At 71.7% G+C, this 21,043-nt stretch carries 15 protein-coding genes; 4 read left to right on the top strand and 11 right to left on the bottom strand.

Translation table 11 applies throughout. The annotated features are described in order from the left end of the window. Positions 1 to 32: 32 nt before the first annotated feature. Positions 33 to 455, bottom strand: coding sequence for a DUF6278 family protein (locus tag ACH4FX_RS37135; RefSeq protein WP_398485892.1), 423 nt, complete (start codon positions 453 to 455; stop codon positions 33 to 35). A gap of 158 nt (positions 456 to 613) precedes the next feature. Between ACH4FX_RS37135 and ACH4FX_RS37130 the strand changes: the two genes are divergently transcribed. Next, complete coding sequence (locus ACH4FX_RS37130; RefSeq protein ID WP_398485891.1) at positions 614 to 2,410, top strand: GDSL-type esterase/lipase family protein; 1,797 nt, start codon at positions 614 to 616, stop codon at positions 2,408 to 2,410. Between the two features lie 57 nt (positions 2,411 to 2,467). On the opposite strand, the gene ACH4FX_RS37125 is transcribed toward ACH4FX_RS37130, so the two are convergent. The 4 genes from ACH4FX_RS37125 to ACH4FX_RS37110 all read right to left on the bottom strand — a co-directional run bounded on the left by ACH4FX_RS37125 (position 2,468) and on the right by ACH4FX_RS37110 (position 6,929). After that, positions 2,468 to 3,247, bottom strand: coding sequence for an exodeoxyribonuclease III (locus ACH4FX_RS37125; RefSeq protein WP_398485890.1), 780 nt, complete (start codon positions 3,245 to 3,247; stop codon positions 2,468 to 2,470). Positions 3,248 to 3,293: 46 nt separating this feature from the next. Then, entirely contained in the window at positions 3,294 to 3,947 is a 654-nt protein-coding gene (locus tag ACH4FX_RS37120; protein ID WP_398485889.1) for an MBL fold metallo-hydrolase, read from the bottom strand. A 96-nt stretch (positions 3,948 to 4,043) separates the two neighbouring features. After that, entirely contained in the window at positions 4,044 to 5,336 is a 1,293-nt protein-coding gene (gene pcaC / locus ACH4FX_RS37115) for a 4-carboxymuconolactone decarboxylase (protein ID WP_398485888.1), read from the bottom strand. A 303-nt stretch (positions 5,337 to 5,639) separates the two neighbouring features. After that, positions 5,640 to 6,929 carry a PAS domain S-box protein gene (locus tag ACH4FX_RS37110; RefSeq protein ID WP_398485887.1) on the bottom strand — a complete coding sequence of 430 codons (1,290 nt, stop codon included), beginning with the start codon at positions 6,927 to 6,929 and terminating at the stop codon, positions 5,640 to 5,642. 400 nt (positions 6,930 to 7,329) lie between these two features. On the opposite strand from ACH4FX_RS37110, the gene ACH4FX_RS37105 reads away from it, so the two are divergent. The 3 genes from ACH4FX_RS37105 to ACH4FX_RS37095 are packed head-to-tail and all read left to right on the top strand — an operon-like array spanning position 7,330 to position 12,196. After that, positions 7,330 to 8,808, top strand: coding sequence for an acetyl-CoA carboxylase biotin carboxylase subunit family protein (locus tag ACH4FX_RS37105; protein WP_398485886.1), 1,479 nt, complete (start codon positions 7,330 to 7,332; stop codon positions 8,806 to 8,808). Further along, the gene (locus tag ACH4FX_RS37100) at positions 8,805 to 10,817 is read left to right on the top strand and encodes a PEP/pyruvate-binding domain-containing protein (protein ID WP_398485885.1); all 2,013 of its coding nucleotides are present in this window, start codon (positions 8,805 to 8,807) and stop codon (positions 10,815 to 10,817) included. The genes ACH4FX_RS37105 and ACH4FX_RS37100 overlap by 4 nt, the downstream gene beginning before the upstream one ends. Further along, a complete protein-coding gene (locus ACH4FX_RS37095) occupies positions 10,814 to 12,196 on the top strand; it encodes an MFS transporter (protein WP_398485884.1) in 1,383 nt (460 codons plus the stop codon). Before ACH4FX_RS37100 ends, ACH4FX_RS37095 begins: the two co-directional genes overlap by 4 nt. 1,162 nt (positions 12,197 to 13,358) lie before the next feature. On the opposite strand, the gene ACH4FX_RS37090 is transcribed toward ACH4FX_RS37095, so the two are convergent. The 6 genes from ACH4FX_RS37090 to ACH4FX_RS37065 all read right to left on the bottom strand — a co-directional run bounded on the left by ACH4FX_RS37090 (position 13,359) and on the right by ACH4FX_RS37065 (position 20,940). Then, complete coding sequence (locus tag ACH4FX_RS37090) at positions 13,359 to 14,213, bottom strand: ABC transporter ATP-binding protein (protein WP_398485883.1); 855 nt, start codon at positions 14,211 to 14,213, stop codon at positions 13,359 to 13,361. After that, positions 14,210 to 15,244, bottom strand: coding sequence for a FecCD family ABC transporter permease (locus ACH4FX_RS37085; protein ID WP_398485882.1), 1,035 nt, complete (start codon positions 15,242 to 15,244; stop codon positions 14,210 to 14,212). Before ACH4FX_RS37085 ends, ACH4FX_RS37090 begins: the two co-directional genes overlap by 4 nt. Beyond that, the gene (locus tag ACH4FX_RS37080) at positions 15,241 to 16,008 is read right to left on the bottom strand and encodes a class I SAM-dependent methyltransferase (protein WP_398485881.1); all 768 of its coding nucleotides are present in this window, start codon (positions 16,006 to 16,008) and stop codon (positions 15,241 to 15,243) included. Before ACH4FX_RS37080 ends, ACH4FX_RS37085 begins: the two co-directional genes overlap by 4 nt. A gap of 31 nt (positions 16,009 to 16,039) precedes the next feature. Then, positions 16,040 to 17,044: an ABC transporter substrate-binding protein gene (locus tag ACH4FX_RS37075; protein ID WP_398485880.1), complete on the bottom strand. Its 1,005-nt coding sequence runs from the start codon at positions 17,042 to 17,044 to the stop codon at positions 16,040 to 16,042. Positions 17,045 to 17,450: 406 nt separating this feature from the next. Continuing rightward, positions 17,451 to 19,631 (bottom strand): hypothetical protein, encoded by a 2,181-nt coding sequence (locus ACH4FX_RS37070; protein WP_398485879.1) that lies wholly within the window; start codon positions 19,629 to 19,631, stop codon positions 17,451 to 17,453. A gap of 484 nt (positions 19,632 to 20,115) precedes the next feature. Further along, the gene (locus ACH4FX_RS37065) at positions 20,116 to 20,940 is read right to left on the bottom strand and encodes a SigB/SigF/SigG family RNA polymerase sigma factor (protein WP_398485878.1); all 825 of its coding nucleotides are present in this window, start codon (positions 20,938 to 20,940) and stop codon (positions 20,116 to 20,118) included. Between the last annotated feature and the right edge of the window lie 103 nt (positions 20,941 to 21,043).

Below are 21,043 nucleotides of genomic sequence, written 5' to 3'. Positions count from 1 at the left end.
CGAGATCGCAAGACCCGGGGCCGGGCGGCCGGTCAGTCCTCGGCGGCCTCCGCGTAGAGCTGGCACAGCTCGGGCGCGCCGGTGGCCGCCCAGTCCCGGCCCGCCGTCACCACGTCCACCTCCCGGCCGGACGCGAGCCGGACGACCGGCTCGCCGCCCGGCCACACCTTCCAGCTGGCGCCGGGCACCGTGCGCACCAGCACCGTGCCCAGGTAGAAGCCCGCGTCGTTGCCGAGCCAGGTCACCACCTCGGGGTCGTCGCGCCAGGCGGGACGCAGTTGGTCCAGGGCTTCCAACGAGTGCACCGTGTCGTCCAGTTCCACGCCTTCGGTCTGGGCCTGGGCGCGCAGCAGCTCGCACTCCGCGAGCAGCTCGGCCGCGCCTTCGGGGTCGCCTTCGACAGCAGGGATCGCTTCCGGCCGCTTGCGCCACTTGTCCAGGAAAGACATGTTCATGGGCGTAGCGTCCCACCCGGGCCGGGGCGGTGGCCACAGGCGCGCGGCAGGCCGGTGACCGGATCGCCGCTCCGGGCCGCCGGTTCCGGCCGGTCCTCGCGCCCGGCCTCGGGCCGGCCCTCGTGCCCGTCCTCGGTGTCCGCGGAAGGAATGACCGTATGCGCGTACGACTGTGGGGCGTGGCCCTCGCCCCGGTGCTCGCCCTGCCCCTGACGACCACGGCCGCCCCGGCGGCGCCCCAACAGGGCGCGTCGCCCGTGCCGTTGGAGCGGCTCTTCGACAACACGGCGGTCAGCGAGCCGTCCGCCCCGGAGTCGGCGGACTTCGACGGCGCGGGCAACTCGCTGTCCGCGCGGGACCTCGCCGCGGCGGGCTGGACGCCGGGGCGGGTGCTCACCCTCGACGCGGCCCGGCTCCGGTGGCCGCGCGCCGCCGCGGGCCGGCCGGACAACGTACGGGCCGACGGCCAGGCCGTACGGCTGCGCGGGCGCGGCGACGCCCTGTCGCTGCTGGTGGCCGCGACCGGCGGCACGGTGACCGGGACCGGCACGGTCCGCTACCGGGACGGGACGCGCAGCACGTACCGGCTGACCGCGCCGGACTGGCGCACGGGCCCGCTGAGCACCAAGGCCGTGGCGCTGCCGCACATCAACACACCGGGCGGCCAACGGGCGGAGCGCGCGCGGCTGTACGCGGTGGGCGTGCCGGTGGCGCGCGGGCGCGAGGTGGCCGCCGTCGTCCTGCCCCGGGACCCCGGGCCCGGGGCCGACCTGCATGTATTCGCTGCGGCGGTGCGCGACAACGGCGTCGGCTGGACGGGCAGTTGGGGTGCGAGTACGGGCGGGTACGCGAAGGCCGGGCCATGGCGCGACCAGACGCTGCGGCTGGTCGTGCACAGTGGCGCGGGCGGGTCGCGGGTCCGGATCCGGCTGGCGAACACGTTCGCCTCGGCGCCGGTGGACTTCGGGGCGGCGAGCGTGGCCGTACAGGGCGCGGGCGGCGGAGCCGGGGCCGCGGGGAAACCCGTGGCGCTGACGTTCGGCGGTCAGCGGGGCGTGCGCATCCCGGCCGGCGCCCAGGCGTACGCCGATCCGCTCCGCCTCACCGTGCCCGCGGGCCGGAACCTGCTGGTCAGCCTGTATCTGCCGGGGACGGTGACGGCCGCTCCCGTGCACCGGGAGTCCCGGCAGGTCTCCTACGCCGGCGTGCCGGGCGGCGGCGACCGTACGGGGGACGCCGGTGCCGCGTCGTACCCCGGCACGCTGACCGGCTGGCCGTTCCTGACCGGGGTGGAGGTGGCGGGCGGGCCGGGGACGGTCGTGACGCTCGGGGACTCGATCACCGACGGCTCGGGCTCGACGGCGGGCGCCGACCGGCGCTGGCCGGACGTACTGGCCCGCCGCCTCCGGGCACAGCACGGGGTGCCGCGCTACGGGGTGGTCAACAGCGGCATCGCGGCGAACCGGGTCGTCACCGACCGCTATCGGGGTGACGGGGTGAGCACCGACACCGGCGGCGTCAGCGCCGGGCACCGGCTGGAGCGGGACGTCCTGGCGCAGCCCTTGGTCCGTACGGTCGTGGTCTTTGAGGGGATCAACGACGTACGGGCCGGTACCCCGGCACACGAGGTCGTGGCGGGGCTGCGGGCCGTCGCCCGGCGCGCGCACGGGCGTGGGCTGCGGGTGGTGGCCGCGACCCTCGCGCCGTGCGAGGGCTTCGCGGACTGCACGGCGGCGGTCGAGGCGCGGCGTACCGCCGTGAACGCCGCCCTGCGGGCGCGCGGCGCGGACTTCGACGCCGTCCTGGACTTCGACGCGGTGCTGCGGGACCCCCGGCGCCCGCAGCGGCTGCGGCCCGCGTACGACAGCGGCGATCACCTGCATCCCGGGGACGCGGGCCTGCGGGCGCTCGGGGAGTCGGTGGACCTGCGCACGCTGGTGCCCACCGCCCCCTGAACCGGACCGGCGCGCGGCCTGCCGGGCCCCGGGCTCGGCCTGCCGCGCGCCCCCGGCTCAGACGTCCAGGTCCACGACCACCGGGGCGTGGTCCGAGGCGCCCTTGCCCTTGCGCTCCTCGCGGTCCACGTAGGCGTCCGAGACGGCCTTGGCGAACGGCTCGTTGCCGTAGACCAGGTCGATGCGCATGCCCTTGTTCTTCGGGAAGCAGAGCTGGCGGTAGTCCCAGTAGGTGAACGGCTTGTCGTACTTCAGCGGGCGCGGCACCACGTCCGACAGTCCGGCCTCCCGCAGGGCGCCCAGCGCCGCGCGCTCGGCGGGCGTCACATGCGTCATGCCCTCGAAGACGGAGGTGTCCCAGACGTCCTCGTCGGTCGGCGCGACGTTGAAGTCGCCGAGGACCGCGAAGGGCCGGGGGCCCGCCGCGTCCTCGGCCACGGCCGCCTTCAGCGCCTCGAACCACTGGAGCTTGTAGGCGAAGTGCGCGTGGTCGATCTCCCGGCCGTTGGGCACGTACACGGACCAGAGGCGGACCGGGCCGCAGGTCGCGGAGACGGCGCGGGGCTCCTGCACCCCTTCGTAGTCCGGGCCGCCGGCCAGGCCGGGGGTCACGTCCTCCAGGCCCACCCTGGACAGCAGCGCGACGCCGTTCCACCGGCCGGTGGCGTGCACCGCGGCCTCGTAGCCCAGCTCGCGCAGCTGGTCGTGGGGGAACTGCTCGGCCGAGCACTTGGTCTCCTGGACGCACAGCACATCCGTGCCGGTGTTCTCCAGCCAGGCCAGCAGCCTCGGGAGGCGGGCGGTGATCGAATTGACGTTCCAGGTCGCGATGCGCATATCCGTAAACCTACAGCGGGGGTGTGACAGTCGGAGCCGGTGGCTCTCAGTTCAGACCGGTGCGGTCACCGGGGGCCAGGCGGGTGTGATCGGTGCCGCCCAGCTTGTCGATCATGCCGTCGTAGACCGGGCGGGCGTGGTCCCGGAGCAGGCTGTCGTGCACGTCGACGGCGCGGCGCGGGCGGACCTCACGGAGGTAGTCGATGACCTCGGCGACCTTGTTCCAGGGCGCGTGCACCGGCAGCAGCAGCGTGTCGACCGTACGGCCCTCGGGGACGGTGAGCGCGTCACCCGGGTGGAAGACGGTGCCGCCGTCGTCCTCGGTGGTGATCAGGTAGCCGACGTTCGTGACGCGCGGGATGTCCGGGTGGATCACGGCGTGCAGCTGGCCGTGCACCTCGACGTCGAAGCCGGCGGCGGTGAACGTGTCGCCCTCGCCGACCGTGTGCACCCGCCCGGGGAAGGCCGCGGAGATCTTCTCGGCGACACTGGCCAGGGTCCAGATCTCGGCGCCGCGGTGGGCTTCCATGCCCGCGCGCAGCCGCTGCTCGTCGAAGTGGTCCGGGTGCTCGTGGGTGATCAGTATGGCGTCGGCGCCGACCGCCGCGTCCTCCTCGCTGAAGACACCGGGGTCGATGACGAGCACCTGCCCGTCCTTCTCCAGCCGGACACAGGCGTGGGTCTTCTTCGTGAGTTCCATGGTTCCCATCTTGCCGCGCGGGCGGGCGGCGGGCCCTGGAGGGCGCGCGGGCCCCACGGCGTACGGTCCGGGCGGGACGGAGCCCGGCCCCGGGGATCACGCCTCCGGGGTGGTCTCCTCACGGATGACACGCTGGGCCACGGCGAACGCGGAGTTGGCCGCGGGCACGCCGCAGTAGACCGCGGTGTGCAGCAGCACCTCTTTGATCTCCGTGGGCGTGAGCCCGTTGCGCAGCGCGGCACGGGTGTGCAGCGCCAGCTCGTCCTGGTGGCCGCGGGCGACCAGCGCGGTGAGCGTGACGATGCTGCGGGTACGCCGGTCCAGCCCCGGGCGGGTCCACGTCTCGCCCCACGCGTAGCGGGTGATGAACTCCTGGAAGTCCCCGGTGAAGTCGTCGGTCCCGGCCTCCACCCGGTCCACGTGCGCGTCGCCGAGCACCTCGCGGCGCACCTTGCTCCCCCGCTCGTACGCCCCGCCGCGGACCGCCTCCGGCTGGCTGAGACCGGACTCGATGGCCGGGGGCGCCGCGGGCGGGGGCGGCGCGGCGGTCAGCACCGGCTTGGGCGCGGCGGTGCCGATGGCGGTCTGCGTGGCACCGCCCGGCTTGTCGTGCCAGGCGGCGGTGAAGTGCCGGATGAGCAGTTCCGTGACGGCGGCGGGCTGCTCGACGGGCGCCAGATGAGAGGTGCCGGGCACGAGCGCGAGGCTCGCGTCCGGGATGCCGGCCACCAGGGTACGGGCGTCGGTGGTCGGAGTGACCTGGTCCTCGGAGCCGACGACGACGAGGGTGGGCACACCGATCCGCTGGAGCGAGGAGCGGACGTCGAAGGAGGCCATCGCCTCACAGGCGGCGATGTAGCAGCCCGGGTCGGTGGTACGGACCATCTGGACGGCCCACTCGACGATGGCGGGCTGGGCCCCCGCGAACCCGGGGGTGAACCAGCGCTCGGGCGAGGTGCGGGCGATCGGGTCCAGCCCGTTCGTACGGATCACCACGCCGCGCTGGCGCCAGGCGTCCGCGGTGCCGTAACGCGGCGAGGACGAGACCAGGGCCAGCGAGGTGACGCGCTGCGGCCGGGTGAGCGCCAGCTGGGCACCGATCGCACCACCGATGGAACAGCCCACGTACCCGAAGCGGTCCACCCCCAGCGCGTCGAGGGTGGCCACCAGCCGGTCCGCCAGCTCGGCGATGGAGGAGGCCGGATAGGCGGGCGACCCACCGTGCCCCGGCAGATCGAACCGCACGACACGCCAGTGGCGGGTCAGCTCGGGTATCTGCCGATCCCACATATGCCAAGTGGTCCCGAGCGCCGCACCCAAAACCAGACAAGGCGCGTCTTCCGGCCCGTCAGAGCGGTATTGCAGGGTCTTCACCGTCGTCTCACTCACCCGCCCGACCCTCTCATCTGTCACGACAGCCCCCATGAGCAGGGGTCTGACTGAACCTGTCCGACCACGTGGAAGACCTCCCGGGCAGCGTAGCGCTTGAGGCAACGGACGATTTCGCGCCGGGTCTTGTCCTCCAGGACCAGAAGAGTTCGGCATGGCCGGTCCGGCCGGTTGCGGGGTGGCCGGAGGGCAAGGGCGGGAGCGGGGAGCGGAGTCGGCGCGGGACTGACGCGGTGGCGGCGAGTCGCCGGCTTCGCTGCCTCCCGGCGGGCGGGCCCCGGCCACGGGCGCGGCCCGCGCGTCTCAGCGTGAGCTGAGCGGGTCGCGGGTCGCGGCCGGGCGCGGCGGCCAGGCGCGGGGGGCGAGGATGCCGAGGACGTAGGCACGGGCGACGAGGGCGGGCCTGGTCTCGGCGCCCAGCAGGTCCCGGAGCCGGCTGAGGTGGTAGTCGACCGCCTGCCGGGAGAGCTTGAGCGAGGTGGCGATCTCGCCGTTGGTGCGGCCGCCGGCGAGGAGGGACAGTATGCGGATCTGCGCGGCGGTGAGCGGCGGGTGGGCCTCGTGGGCGATGCTCTGGTCGGTGACGACGGCCCACACGTGCGCGACACGGCCGACGGGCCCGCTCACCGTGGACAGGTGGAGCTGCGCGCGGCGCTGGCGCCCCTCGGCGTCCAGGAGTACGGCGGAGGTCTCCGCCCGCCTGATGCGGCGGGTGATCAGCCCCTCCCAGGCGCGACGCAGGGGACGGAGGTCGGACGTGGCGGAGAGCAGGGTGTGCGCACGGCGGCCGACGAGGTCGGACAGGCGCGTCCGGAACAGTTCGGCGGCGGCCGTGCCCGCCTGTTCGATACGGCCGCCGACCGAGAGCAGCGCGCAGGGCAGACCGCTGTGATCCCGCAGCGCGCGCAGATTCTCCTCGGCCTCCCGGCGCTGGCTCGTCGCGCGGACGTGGTCGGTGATGTCGACGTAGATCCCGGCCACACAGGCCCGGCCGTTCTCCTGGACCGGGAAGCGGTGGCCGGCCGCCTGCCCTGTGCTGCCGTCCGAACGGTGATACCGCAGGTGGTGGCGGACCGGCTTGCCGCGGCGGAGGATCTCCTGGTCCAGGGCCCGGAACTGGGCGGCGTCGGAGGGGGTGTCGAGGTCCTCGATACGGCTGCCGACGATCCGCTCCGGTGTGGTGCCGTAGAGATGCGCGTAGGCGTGATTGGCCCATAAGTAGCAGCCGTCGCGGTCGCGGAGGAAGGCCGCGGCCGGCGCGAAGTCGGCGAAGTCCGCGAAGGCGGCGTACGGCCGGCCGCCCGCGGGCTGCGCACCGGCCTCCATCGCGAGCCCGCGCGTCCAGCCCCGGCTCCCGACCTGGGGCCATCTCACGGTAAAGGTCCGGCCGTCGAACCGGACCAGGCGGTGGCCGCCTTGGAGGGCTTCTCCCGGAGCGGACAGCTCTTGGCGCGCGCGGTCCAGGAAGCGCTGCGCGGTGGGCAGATCGGCGAGGGCCCCGCCGCCCCACTCCGTGACGCGCCCCTGCTCGTCGGCCTCCCACCAGGACACGGGGAGATGCTCCAGCAGTGCTCTGAGACCGGGATCGTCCACGACGGCCTTTCCGTCCATGTTCCCGTCGGGCGGCGGGAGGTGACATGGCGATGCCTATCCCGTGCGGCGGCCGGCCATGCTCGGTTATCGGCCGACTGCGAGACGTGAGCGCGTCGCCGGGGCAGCTTGCCATAGGTGATCGAAAACCTTCGCCGGCACTCCAACGATGTCCACGACTTTGGCATTTGCCTGATTGGCCCCCGCCTTCGGTGGCACTTTCGCCCTCCGCCTTCTGTTTCCCTTGTGTGTGTCACCGGTTACCCGTCGTGTTCTACGCGGGTTGCGTCACCGTGTCCCGGTCACGGCCGACGGGCGGCGCTGGGCCGGGCAGCGGGGCCGGACCCCGGCCCGACGCCCCGGACGGACGAGCGAACAGTCAAGCGATGGGAGACGAATTTCAGTGAGCACGGTGCTGTTGGTGCACGCCAAGGGCGGTCCGCCGCTCGGCCATGTCCTGTCCCGGGCAGCCGAGCGAGCGGACGTGCACCTGCTGGCGCTCAGCGCGCTTCCGCCGTCGGTCGCCGCGTCCGCGGAGCGTCTGTGCGCCTCGGTCGTGCTGCCCACCGACGCGGAGCGGTCCGATCTGGTCTCGTTGATCGTCTCGCGGGCCGAAGCCGTCGGCGCGGACGCGGTTCTCACCTTCTCCGAGTACGCGGTCGTGGCCGTCGCCGAGGCGTGCGAGGCGCTCGGTCTCGCCGGGGCGGGAGACGCCGCCGCGCTCGCCCGCGACAAGCGGATGATGCGGCACACCTGGCATCGGCACGGCCTGCCGCAGCCCGCGTTCCGCCCCGTCACCACGCAAGCGGACCTCCACGAAGCCGTCGCCACCCTGACCGCTCCCCTGCTGCTGAAGGCGGCCTGGAGCGCCGGCTCCACCGCCCATCAGATCATCGGCTCCCCGCAGGAGGCCGACACCGCCTGGCGGCGCTCGCGCGAGACCATGGCCCTGTCCGCCCGGCTGGGCTTCGCCGAACTCCATGTGGCCGAGGCGGCGGGACACTTCGTGGTCGAGGAGATCGTGACCGGCGACACCGCGGGGTGGTTCGACGAGCCCGGCTGGGGCGACTACGTCAGCGTCGAGGGCGTGGTGACCGGCGGCGTGTTCCGGCCGGTCTGCGTCAGCGGCCGGATGCCGACGGTGCGGCCGTTCACCGAGCGCGCCGGCATCACCCCCGCGCTGCTTCCCGCGGACCTCCAGGACCGCGTCGTGGCCCTGGCCCGGGAGGCCGTGGACGCCCTCGGCCTGCGCGACTGCGGCACCCACACCGAGATCAAGCTCGGCGCCGACGGGCGCATGTGGCTGATCGAGACGGCCGCCCGGTTCGGCGGCGCGATGACCGTCCCGCAGATCGAGGAGGTGTTCGGGCTCGATGTCGTCGGCATGCTCGTGGACCATCTCCTGGGCCGTCCGGTCGCCTGGCCCGAGCGGGTCCTCGGTCCGGAGCAGGCGCGGGGCGCCGCTGGTTCCCTCGTCGTCCTCGCGGTGGACGGCCACGGCGCGGCCTGGCGGGACCGCAGGCTCTGGGACTTCCCCGTGGTGCAGGAGACCGTAGCGCTGAGCGCGGGCAGCACCCTCTCGGTCGTACCGGAGAGTTCCCTGCCCGACGGCAGCACCGTGCCGGTCTACGACCCCGCCGGCGGGGCCAACACGATGGCGGCCCTGTGCCTGCTCTCCGCCACCGACGCGCGCACCGTGCTGCGCGACTTCACGGCTCTGGTGGACGCGCTGCCCGACGTGCTGCCACCCGCCGTACCCGCCGCGCCACGGCCCGGGCCCCCGGCCGGCCGGCCCCCGGCCACGGCCACGGCCACACCGTCAGCGTCCCCGGTCCGGCAGCGCCTCCGGCCGGCCGCACCGTCCGAGGGAGTCGCCGTATGACCGCCACTCCGCCCACCGTCGGCGTCGCGGACCCCACGACCGACCGCACGGTCGTCGGGGAGAACCTCTCGCTGCCGCTGTTCCGTACGCTGTCCGGGGTCCTGGCAGGCCACCCGTACCTGAAGGTCGTCGTCGACCGCGCCGAGGCCACCTGGCACCTGCTCGACACGGCCGCCCACCCCTTCCACGTCAACTACATCGCCACCCGCGTCCTCGGCATGGACCTCTCCGAACTCGACGCCCGGCTGGACGAGTTCAACGCCTCCGTCTACATGGACCCCGAGCGCCGCTTCCTGCTCGGGGTGCTGTCCCTGCACACCGACGAGGAACGGGAGGACCGCGAGCGCACCTTCCTCGTGCTGGAGACCACCGAGGCCGACACCATGCACGGGGAGTTGCTGGAGTTCTTCTACACCTTCGTCCGGGAGCGCGTCGACGGCAGGCTGCCGCTCCTGCTCAAGCCCGCCAACCACGGTCAGGAGGAGGCACTGGCCTCGGTCAGTGAGCAGCGGGTGCCGCGCATCCTCGGCCACCAGCTCTTCGGCTCCAGGGTCCGCGTGCCGCTCAACGCCGGGGAAGCCACCGGCCGGCTGCGCTGCTTCACGACCGTGGCGGAGTACGAGGCGGCGGCCGACGGGCTCGGCTGGTCGGACATCGTCGCCATGCCATGCCTGCCGGACGGCGTGCAGAGGGTGGCCGGGTTCATCAACACCGCGCCCATCACCCCGCTGTCCCACACCAACGTCCTCGCCTCCGGATGGGGCATCCCCAACGCGATCGTCCGCGATCTGGACCAGCTCGTCCAGAAGGACGGTCTGGACGGGGCCTGGGTCCGCTACCGGGTCCGCGAGGACGAGATCACCCTGGAGCGGCTGGAGCAGGCCCCCGAACTGCGGGCCCCGGCCTGGCACCAGCAGCGCATCCGTCTGGAACCACCGCTCCTGGAGGACGCGCCCGTCCTCTCCCTGCACCGGCTGCGCAGCGCCGACCGGGACCGCTACGGCACCAAGGCGGCCAACCTCGGAGAGCTGCACCACGTGCTCGACAGCCGCACGGCCGATCTCACCACGTTCTACGGCCGCCCCCGCCCGCCCCGTAAGCACCTGTACGGGCATCTCGCGGCCCGGCTCGGCCTGGACGCGCCCTCCGCCGCCGAACTCCGGGCGGCCGCGTCCTCCTTCGTCGCCGGCACCGTCGCGGCCCCCGAAGGGGTGGCCCTGCCGTTCTCCCTCCTGCACCGCTTCCTCACCTCCTCCCCCGCGCTCCAGCAGGGCATCGGCAAGCTGAAGATGGCGCTCGAACTCGACGCCATGGACGTCCTCGACCCGCTCTGCCTCCAGCTCCAGCACCTGATCCGGCACACCGCGCTGCCCGAATCCGTCGCCGGGGAGATCACCCGGTCCTTCCCCGCCCCGCTCGCCGCGGGCGGCCGTCTCGTGGTGCGCTCCTCCTCCAACGCCGAGGACCTGCCTGGCTTCTCCGCGGCCGGTGTCTACGACTCCGTCACCACCGTGCGCGGCACCGGCGAACTCCTGGACGCCGTGCGGCAGGTGTGGGCCTCCCTGCTCTCGCCGCGCAGTGTGCGGCTGCGCCACCAGGTGGGCATATCCCTGGACGACACCTACATGGGCGTGATCATCCAGAAGTACGTCCCCGCCGCGCTCGGCGGCGTCCTGGTGACCTGCGACCCCACCCGGCGCGAGGACTTCCGCAACGTCTACCTCAACTGTTCGCCGGGCTCGCCCGAACAGGTCGTCGAGGGCGAGGTGCTGCCGCAGCAGTACCTCTACAACACCGTCGAGGGCGGCGGGCGCACCCTCGCCCTCGGCTCCTGGAGCGAGGGCCTGCCCGCCGCCACACGGGCCCGGCTGGCGGACCTGTCCCTGACCGGCCGGCTGCTGCAGTCCCACTTCAGCGCCCCCGAGGTGGACGCTCCCCTGGACATCGAGTGGCTGCTGACCGACCAGGGCGACTTCCGCCTGGTCCAGATCCGCCCCTACGCGCTGTGAGCCCCCGCCCGCCGCGCTCTGCGGCACGGCCCGCGGCCACGCCCCCGACCGGCACCGCCCGCCGGATCATCCGCCTCAACTACGGCTTCCAGCTGCTGTTCAACCTGCTGTGGTGGATGCCGGTGTTCTACGCCTACCAGAAGGACGCCGGCCTCTCCGACGGGCAGATCTTCGGTATCCAGAGCATCTACTACGTGGCCTTCTGCCTCTTCGAGATCCCGACCGGACTGATCGCCGACCGCATCGGTACCCGCAACTGCCTGCGGGCCGGCGCCGTCGTGATGACCGCGGCGAACCTCGCCCCGGTGGTCAGTTCCTCGTACTCCGGTTTCCTCGTCCACTTCCTCGCCATCGCCGCCGGCCGCTCCCTCACCTCGGGTGCGGCCAGCGCCTACCTGTACGACGGGCTGCGGGCCGAGGGGTGCGAGCAGCACTACCTCAAGGCGGAGGGGACCGCCCGGGCCCTGGGACTCGCCGCGAAGATCCTGTGCTGGCCCCTGGTCGGGCCGCTGATGGTCCTCGTCCACCCGGCCCCGTACCTCCTGAGCGCCCTGAGCGCGGCGGGTTCCCTGCTCTGCGTCATCGCCCTGCCCCGGTCCGCAACGCCCTCCAGGATGCGCGCCACGACCGCGCCGGGCCGGACCCGAAAGCCCCGGGCGCCACGAGGCGGGCGCGGCACCTCGCTGGGCGAGGCGAAGGCCGCGCTGCGCTGCGTCGTCTCCTCGCCGTGGCTGGCGCTGGTCATGGTGCAGGGCGTGGCCGTGTTCACCCTGTCCAGGATCTGTCAGGTCAACCTCTTCCAGCCGATCCTGCTCGACCACGGCATCGGCGAGTCCGCGCACGGCGGGGTACTCGCCGCCATGACGGTGGCGGAGGCCGTGGGCTCGGCCCGCCCCCAGTGGCTGGGCCGCCGCCTGACACCGGTGGCCTGGGTCTCCGTCCTCACCCTCGTCCTCGCGGGCACCCTGGCGGGCATCACCCTCGGCGGTCCCTGGGCGGTCGTCGCTCTCCTCTGCGTCTTCGCCGCCGCGGCCGGCTTCGCCTATCCCATCCAGCGCAAGCTGGTCAACGATGCCGTACCCGTCGGCGCCCCGCGAGCGACGCTGCTGTCGGTCGAGTCGATCGTGGACCGCGCGGTGTGCGCGCTGGCGGCCGTCGCCGTGGGCGCCTACCTCTCCGCAGGCCGACTGGACGCCCTGCTCTGGCACAGCGCCCTGGCTACGGCGGTGCTGCTCGGCGTCCTGCACCTGGTGCTGCGCGGCAGGAGGGCGCGGCGCGGTGCGGATGGGATGACGGAGGGGGGTACGGCCCCGGCGGCGGAGCGGCCGTCGGCGGGGGAACCGTACGCCAGAGACTCGATCACCCGGACCGGGAGGTAGGCGGGACGGAAAGGCCGTCCGACCCGATAGGGCACGTAACCGAGCGAAGCCGCCACGTACGTCTCCTTGGCGGTCTCCCCCTCGTAGACGAGGCGACAGCCGTGCGCCGCGGCCTTGGCGCGCTTCCAGAGGACGGGCGCCGGCTTGCGCTCCGCCTCGGTGCGCGGAGTGAGAATCCGGTCGCCGAAATCCTCCCAGGCGAACGGAACGGGCCCCTTCCACGCGCCGCCGACCTCCTTCTTCAGGGCGGCAGCGCGCTCGGCATCCGTCGTGCCCCACGAGGACGGCACGTTGGTGATCAGCCCGACCTTGATGTGCCGCTCCCGTAGCGTGCGCAGGTACGCGGCTGCACCCGGCAGGTAGCCGATGCCGGAGTCCGCGGCCGTGTGCACCAGAGTCTCGCCCAGATCGAAGTAGACGATGGCACAGCCGCGCGCCGAAGGTGTCCGCGCCCCGACCGGAACGCCGTGCGACACGTCCGCCGGCACGGCCGCAGTCGCCGCGGCGCCCAGCATGGCCGACGCCACCGCGGCGGCCGGCAACACGAGACCCATACGGAAGAAGCCACGGAAGGAGGTTCTCTGCATGGCGTTCGGCGCCTCTCTCTTCGACGCGCCACACAGACGCGCCCCCCGTCATCGCTGCTTCCCGCCATACCCCTGAACAGCACACGCCACTCGCCGACACACCACCGAGCGGGACCCGTCCAGTTGGCCACCCCTGCCACGTTCGCGCCCTGCAAGCTCTCTCACGGGTTGGACGGGTACGTTTCCTGGAGTTGCCGCAGGACCGGGTGCTGACGCACCAGCCGACCGCGTGCGGCACGATGCCGAAGCCCAGCAGCGGGTGCCCGCCCGCGCGCCCGGTCCCACAGGTCCATCATCTGTAATCCGGTGTTGTAGCCCGAGCGGCGTAACCGTTCCCATCCCTTGACCGAGCGCAGCGACGAGGTGTACTTCGTCGCTCTGAGCGACTTCGGCTCCGACTTGCCGCCAGGCAAAGGAAACTGCCCCTTTCCGTGAGTGGGTCGGGTGCGCGTGGCGTGTTCCCGCGAGCCGCACTCGCCACACACGGAACCGAACGGACCAGCACCCTCTCACTGGCGCGGAGCCCACCGGTATGGCCGACTGCGCGGGCGACGCCGCGTGGAACGGTTCCCGCCCTAACGGGTTCCGGCCTGGCCAGGGCGCTCATCAGGCCGCGGGGCTGCTGGGGTGACAAGTTCCGTGGGGCCGCATCGCCGGGGCAGCGGGTCCAGGCGTATGTCCGGCCCGCCGTCCGCGTTCTTCCCTATCGTGGCCCGCACCCGGTAGACCCGCTCCAGCCGTTCCGCGGTGAGTACGTCGGCGGTGGGGCCTGCCGCGATGACACGGCCGTCGTGGAGGAGCACCAGGTGGTCGCAGTAGCGGGCTGCCAGGTCGAGTTCGTGCAGTGCCGCGACGACGGTGGTGTCCATGTGCGCCAGACGGCTCATCAGGTCCAGCCGGTGGCCGATGTCGAGATGATTCGTGGGTTCGTCGAGGAGGAGGACCGCGGTGTCCTGCGCCAGTGCCCGGGCGATGTTCACCCTCTGCCGCTCGCCGCCGGACAGGGCGGACCAGGAGCGGTCCGCGAGAGGCGCCACGTCCATGGCCGTCATGGCGCGTTCCACCACACGGGCGTCCTCTCCAGTGCCTGCCCAGCGGCCGCGGTGCACAGCCCTTCCCAGCAGGACGACGTCCCGCACGCTCATCTCGACGTCGGAGGCCGTCTCCTGGGGGACGAAGGCCAGTCGGCGGGCGACCGTACGCCTGCGCAGGGCCGAGACCTCGTCCCCGCCCAGCAGGACACTGCCGGACGTGGGGCGGAGCAACCCTGCGAGCAGGCGCAGCACGGTCGACTTGCCCGAGCCGTTCGGTCCGAGCAGGCCGGTGAAGGAACCGGGCGGCACGACGAACGACGCGGCGTCGACGACGGTCCGGCCGTTCGCCGTCCAGCTGAGGGTGCGGGCCGTGAGCGCCGGTTCCGGGCCTCTCATCGCACCCCCGTACGCCGGCGCAGCAGCACGGCGAAGGCCGGCACGCCGATCAGCGCGGTCAGCACGCCCACGGGGATCTCCCGCGAGCCGAAAGCGATCCGGGCGGCCGTGTCCACCCACACCATGAAGACCGCGCCGAGCGCGGCGGAGCAGGGCAGCAGCGTGCGGTGCGGCGCGCGGGTCAGGATCCGCGCGGCGTGCGGGACGAGGAGTCCGACGAAGCCGATGGCACCGCTTGCCGCGACGAGGGTGCCGGTGACGACGGCGGTCGCCGTGTACAGCACCATCTCGGCACGGCGGGGTGCGACCCCCACTGACGCCGCGGTTTCCCGGCCGAAGGAGAGAGCGTCGAGCTGGGCGGCGTACGCCAGGCAGAACGGCAGGCCGATGCCGACCGCCGCGGTGCCGGCGGCCACCGAGGTCCAGTTCGCGGAGGCGAGTGAGCCGAGCAGCCAGAAGGTCACCACCCTGGTGCGCTCGGCGTCGCCGGAGTGGACGACGATGAGACTGGTGAGGGCACTGAAGAGCTGGGAGACCACCACGCCCGAGAGGACCACCTTGGTCGCCGGGCCCGGCGACCGGCCGAGGAGGAGCAGGACGCAGCCGAAGGCCGCTATCGCGCCGGTGAAGGCTCCGGCGGGCAGGCCGAGGGAACCGGCGCCGAGGACCAGGACCAGGACGGCCCCCGTGGACGCTCCGGCCGATACACCGAGGAGGTAGGGGTCGGCGAGCGGGTTGCGGGTCAGCGCCTGCAGGACCGTGCCGCACACCGCCAGCCCCGCTCCCACCAGCCCGGCCAACAGCACGCGGGGCAGCCGCAGGTCCCACACGATGCTGTCGTGCAGCGGCGGGAGCGCCTCCCAGGGCATTCCGAGGTGGACCCCCAGGGTGCGGGCGACGTCGGCCGGGGGGATGTCGGCGCTGCCGGCGCCGACGGCGATCAGGACGGACAGCGGGAGCAGGGCGCCGCAGCAGGCGAGGAGGGCGGTGCTGCGGCGGAGTCTGCTTGCGGTGGTGAGCTTCGTCGTCATCGGCGGGCGAAGACGACGTGGTCGTCGAGGTACTGCCAGACCGTCCCCGCCTCGGTGAAGCCCGCGGTGCGCAGGGCCGACAGGTGGAAGTGCAGTGGTGCGAGCGGCTGCGGGGGCCGTTCGGCGAAGCGCAGCTCGCGCTCGATGACGAGCGGGGCCATCCCCGGCTGCGCCGTCGCGAGTGCGAACCACTCGTCCCAGGTGTCGCTACCGGCCTCGAACGCCGCACGCCGCACCTCGGCGTCGTGTCGTTCGGACAGGGCTTTCAGCGCCGTCTGCTGGGGCGCGTAGCGCAGGTGGTCCGCGTTGAGGAACACCGCTCCCGCCGGCATCAGGTCGGCCAGGGCGGTGTAGACCTGCAGGAGTTGCAGCGGGGAGAGCCAGTGCAGCGCCGTCGAGGAGACCACGGCGTCGATCTTCTCTCCGGCGAGAGGAGCGGCCCAGTCGGGGCGCACGAGATCGGTGTCCACGACGGTGACCCGCTGCCCGTGCTCCCCGAGCGCTTCGCCGGCGATGCGCAGCAGGACGGGGTCGTAGTCGACGGCGGTCACCCGCGCACCGGGGAAAGCCCGCAGGATGCGGTCGGTCAGGGAGCCGGGGCCGCAGGCGAGGTCGAGAGCGTGGAATCGCGCGGGAAGGTGCAGGCGCAGTACGTCCAGCATGGCCTGGAATCGCGACTCCCGGTGGGCTACGTAGGCGGCTTGCTGAGCGTCCCAGCGTTCCAGGAGCGCGCGCGGGGACAGCGTGGTGGTCGTCTCGGGCATACGTGTCCTTCCACACTGGGGGCGATAAAGGTCAGCCGTAGAGCCGCTTGAGGCCCTTGGAGAGTTCCTCGACGAGAGCCACGGCGCGGACCGAGGGGTCCATGGCCGATCCGGGCACCACGATGAAGCGGTTGGCGCGCACCGCGTCGAGTTTCGCGGTGACGGGGTTCGTCCTCAGGAACCGCTTCTTCGCCTCGGCGCTGTCGCCGTCCCCGCCACGCGTGAGATCGGCCAGGACGATGACGTCCGGGTTCCGCTCGGCGATCTCCTCCCAGTTGCCCTCCGGCCACTTCTGGCCGATGTCGTCGAAGACGTTGGCCACCCCGGTCAACTTGCTCACCGTGGACGGGAGACCGCCGCGGCCGGCGACGTAGGGCGTCGACGTGCCGGCGTAGTACCACATGACCTTCGCGTCGATGTCCTTCGGCGCCGCGGCCACCGCCCGTTCCAGCCGGTCCCGCAGGTCGCCGACGACCTTCTCACCGCGTTCGCCGACGCCGAAGACGGTGGCGATGTCCTTGATCTCGTCGAAGACCGCGTCGAAGGTCACCTTGTCGGGCGTGTGGCCGGGGTTCTCGCAGTCGTGCACGGAGAGGTAGGCCGGCACGCCGAGCTTCTGCCACGCGGCGCGGGAACCTGCGGCATCGTCCGCGAACGCCGAGGACAGGGTGGAGTAGAGGAAGTCGGGCTCCTTGGCGAGGGTCGCCTCGTGGTGCGCGTACTGCCGGGCCAGCACCGGGACCTTCTTGTACTGCGCGGCGAGGTGCGGAAGCACCGGGTCGGTCTGGTAAGAGGTGGCGACCATCCGGTCCTCCAGCCCCAGGCTGAGCATGATCTCCGTCGCGTTCTGCTCCAGCGAGATGGCCCGTTCGGGCGGGGCGGCCACCTTCAGCTTTCTGCCGCAGCTGGTCAGAACCGTGCTGGACGGGCGGGTCTCGCCGCCCTCGGCAGAGTCCGGCGCTCCGCTCGTCGCGCAGCCCGCCAGCGTCACCGCGAGGCCCGCCGCCACCAACCCTCTAATGAAAATGATTTTCATACTTTGAAGCGTACATGCACGCCACGGACCCGCCGCGCCCCCGAATCCGGGGTGCGGCTCTACCGGTGGCGCGTCAAGTCAGGTGCCGCATCAGGAAGTTCGCAGGCCTGACGCCCGACGCATCGAAAACCGCGCGCCCGTCATACGCATGACGTGACGAACGTCATATACGGAAAATTACTCCTTGTCCGCTCTATTTCCCCATGAAGCGGACGTACGGACACGAGTTCCCGCGCGGAGAGGTGCCGGCTCGCTACGAAGCCGACGCGTCATGCGGCAGCGCCATGCCGCTGTTGCTGCGGCAAAGGGCCGACAACAGCGGCATGGCACGGAATATCAGTCTCGATCGTTCTGTCGCGTCACCCCCACCACGGATGTCCTTGCCCATCTCCCCAAGACGACACTGCTACCGGCTTTCATCGGCGGCGGTCTCCGATTGCTTCGGCTCGGGCTCGGGTTCCGGCTTGGGTTCCGGCTTGGGCTGGGGGTTCTGCTGCGCGGCGCTGGAGGGTGTGGCCTTGCGGGTCCAGTCGTCGATGAAACGGACCTTGAAGGTGCCACCGAGCTTGCCGGGATCGATGCGCAGCTCGAAACTTCCGCTGCCGGAATACCCGGCCGCGTCGAACCACTTCCCATCAGCACCCAGGACCTGCATCTGCCCCTTGCCGTCCTCGTCGCCGAGGGCGGTGCCCTTGACCACGACCTGGCTGCCGGACCACGTCACCTCAGACACCTCCGGAGCCGGGTAGGCAAGGGGGACATCAACAACCGGCCCCGTTTCTCCGCTGGGGTAGAGCTGCCGGGCCTTGAGGTGCGCCCAGTCCCAGGACGACTTCCACTTTCCGAAGCGGTAGGAGTCCAAGATCTTCCCTTCGCTCGACGGATCGGTGGTGCTGTCGGCAGTTTCCCAACTACCGTCGGCCTTTTGGAACTGCACCTTCGTACCGGGCTGCCCGGTGCCGCTGAAGGTCCGGTTCGTGTCCCCGTTCTTGCCGGTCAGCTTCAGCTGAAGCGGGACGCGGTGGCGGAGTTCTCCGGATTCCGGTGTGCCTTTTCCGGTCCAGTCGTCGATGAAGCGGACCTTGAAGGTCTCACCGAGCTTGCCGGGGTCGATGCGCAGCTCGAAACTTCCGCTGCCGGAATACCCGCTCGCGTCGAACCACTTCCCATCAGCACCCAGGACCTGCATCTGCCCCTTGCCGTCCTCGTCACCGAGGGTGGTGCCTTTGACGACAACCTGACTGCCGGACCACGTCACCTCGGACACCTCCGGAGCCGGATAGGCATGGGGGACGTCAACAACCGGCCCCGTTTCTCCGCTGGGATAGAGCTGCCGGGCCTTGAGATGGGCCCAGTCCCAGGAGGACTTCCACTTTCCGAGGCGGTAGGCGTCGGAGATTTTCCCTCCGCTCGACGGGTCGGTATCGCCGGAAGAATTCGCCCAACTGCCGTCGGGCTTCTGGAACTGCACCTTTGCGCCGGGCTGCCCGGTGCCTTTGAAGAACCGGTTGCGGTTCCCGTTCTTGCCGGTCAACTTCAGTTCGAGCGGCAGGGTGGGCAGGATCTCGACGGGGATGCTATCGAAATTCGAGGGATTCCGCGGGTCGGAGACCACCAGGTTGGTCATGCCGGGGGGCACGTCGACCGGTACCCCGACTCCGTCCTTGCCGAACACGGCGGAGTTGCCGGAGCTGGAAGCCTTTCGGCTGGGGAGCGTGCCCAGAGAGAACTTCCGCCCCTCGGTCGCCAGGTACACCTCCACGTCGCCGATGGGCGGAGTGGAGTTGGTCCAGCCACGAACGTTCATCGTGTCGCCGGCTCGCGCCCGTGTGGTCGTCCTCGACACGTTCCACTGCACCTGCGACTTGTCGCCGTCGGTGATGAAAGTGATGGTGCGCTTGTCCTCGTGCCCGGGGAGCACGTCTTCCGCCACGTAGATGTCCTGCGTACCAACAGGCACCGCTTGGGGCGGGGTGGAGATGTACCAGGCGCCGGTGTCGTCCACACGCCCTCCCGTCTTGACCGATACCGGCTTCCGCTCCGGCCCGTAGGTCAGGGAGACGTGCGCTCCGGGTTCGCCGATGCCTGCGAAGTCGAGCTGGGTGAACGCCTGGGAAAGCGACGAACCCTCTCGCGGCGAGGTGAACAGGGCGGGCTGCGCACCCAGCTCGATGGTCAGGGTGATCGGTGACGAGTTCCGCTCCCGCCCCTCGGTCTTCTCGGCGACCCGGAATTCGAAGGGCCCCGCCGTCAGTTCTCCGGCGGAAAAGCGCGCGTTGACACCCCACGTCCCGTCCGGACCGACGAGCCCGGTGAAGCCCGTCAGCGTTTTCCAGGACTCGGTGCCCGCCTTGCGGTAGTCCAACGTCAGCGTGGCACCGGGCTCTCCGGTGCCTCCGAAGTTGATCCGGCCGAACATCCGGCCCACCTGAACCGTGGAGCCGTTCGCGGGCTTGGTGATCACGGGAGTGGCGATTCCCGGGCCGGACTCGCCTGCCGTCCCGAACGCGCCACCTCGTGCGGTCGCCGTCGCCATGGGTACGGCGCGGCCCGGAGTGGAAGTCAGCGTGAACAGCATCAGGGCCATGAGCGCGCCCAGACTCACGGCAGCGAAGGACCATCGCGTCCTGCCACGCCGCGCACGCCCACCGTGCAGCGGACCGCCTCTTGTGGTCGCGGCTGTGTGATGTCTCATCCTGCTCCTTTGCGCGGAACGGCAACCCCATTCAGCCGCCGGAAAAATGCCCCGGCGGCTTGGTCGCCCGATACGGCTTGTGCTGGCCCTCGGTACGGGTGCCCGGAAGTGGCACCACCGGCAGGCAGTCGTGCTCCCAGCAGACGGGGAACAGCGACGCGTGAGAGAGGGCTGCGAGGGCGCCTGTCGTTGTCTGCACGGGGCCAACCATGCATGCAACGATTGTTGCATATTCCTCTATTTACATGGGCAACGCCCTCCGGTGAACGCCTTCTTGGGCTCCCACTCGGTTCCGGAACATGACCCGTGCGCGGCCTGGCGCAGCGCGCCTCGAAAGTCCCGGCAGTTGTAGGTTCCAGGGGCGGCGTCCACAGGGTCAACTAGGCGCCCTTTTTCGCACCCCACCGCGTGCGGTCCTGTTCATTTCCTTGTGGAGGTGGGCGAGGGTACGGCGGAGAAGGCGTGAGATGTGCATCTGGGTGATTCCCAGTTCGGCGGCGATGTCTTTCTGGGTCAGGCCGGCGAAGAAACGCAGGTAGAGGATGCGGCGTTCGCGTTCGGGCAGACGTGCCAGGGCAGGTTTGACCGCCTCGCGGTCCTCGACGAGGGCGAATCCGGGATCGGTGGTGCCCATGCTGTGCAAGAGCGAGAAGTCGTTGGTGTCCTCCGGATCCGCGGCCGCATCGAGGGACAAGGAGCGATAGGCCTGGAGAGCTTCCAGTCCACGGACGATGTCGTCCTCGGCGAGGTAGGTGTGCGCGGCGAGTTGGGCCGAGGTGGGGTGGCAGCCGTCGAGGCCGGTGCTGAGCTCCTGTAAAGCGGCGCGGACCTTGTTGCGCGCCTCTTGGGTGCGCCGTGGGACGTGTACGTCCCAGGTGCAGTCCCGGAAGTGCCGTTTCAGTTCGCCGGTGATGGTCGGTATGGCGAACGGTTCGAAGGCCTCGGACTTTTCGGGGTCGAAGCGGTCGACGGCCTTGATCAGGCCGAGGGCGGCCACCTGCCGGAGGTCATCGAGGCTTTCACCGCGCCCGCGCATGCGCTGGGCCAGGCGGTGGGCCAGGGGCAGCCAGGCCGTGATCACTTCGCGGCGCAGTCTTTCCCTACGGGCACCGTCGGGGAGTGTGGCCAGGAGGCGGAACTGCGCCGAGGTGTCCGGGCGGTCGTGGCGGCGTCTGGTGCCTGAGGGCGCGGAATCCGGCATGGCGGTGCCTTTCCGGGAACTGGGCGGTGGTCGGGGGAACGGGGAGCGGAGACCGGACACTTCACCGGGCGTCGGCGGTACGGGGGCGGGGCGCGTGGCCTGC

Source organism: Streptomyces sp. NPDC018019 (assembly GCF_044327805.1).
In the GTDB taxonomy this organism is placed as follows: domain Bacteria; phylum Actinomycetota; class Actinomycetes; order Streptomycetales; family Streptomycetaceae; genus Streptomyces.
Note: the sequence above shows the minus strand (reverse complement) of the source record. Positions and strands in the feature narration are given on the sequence as shown.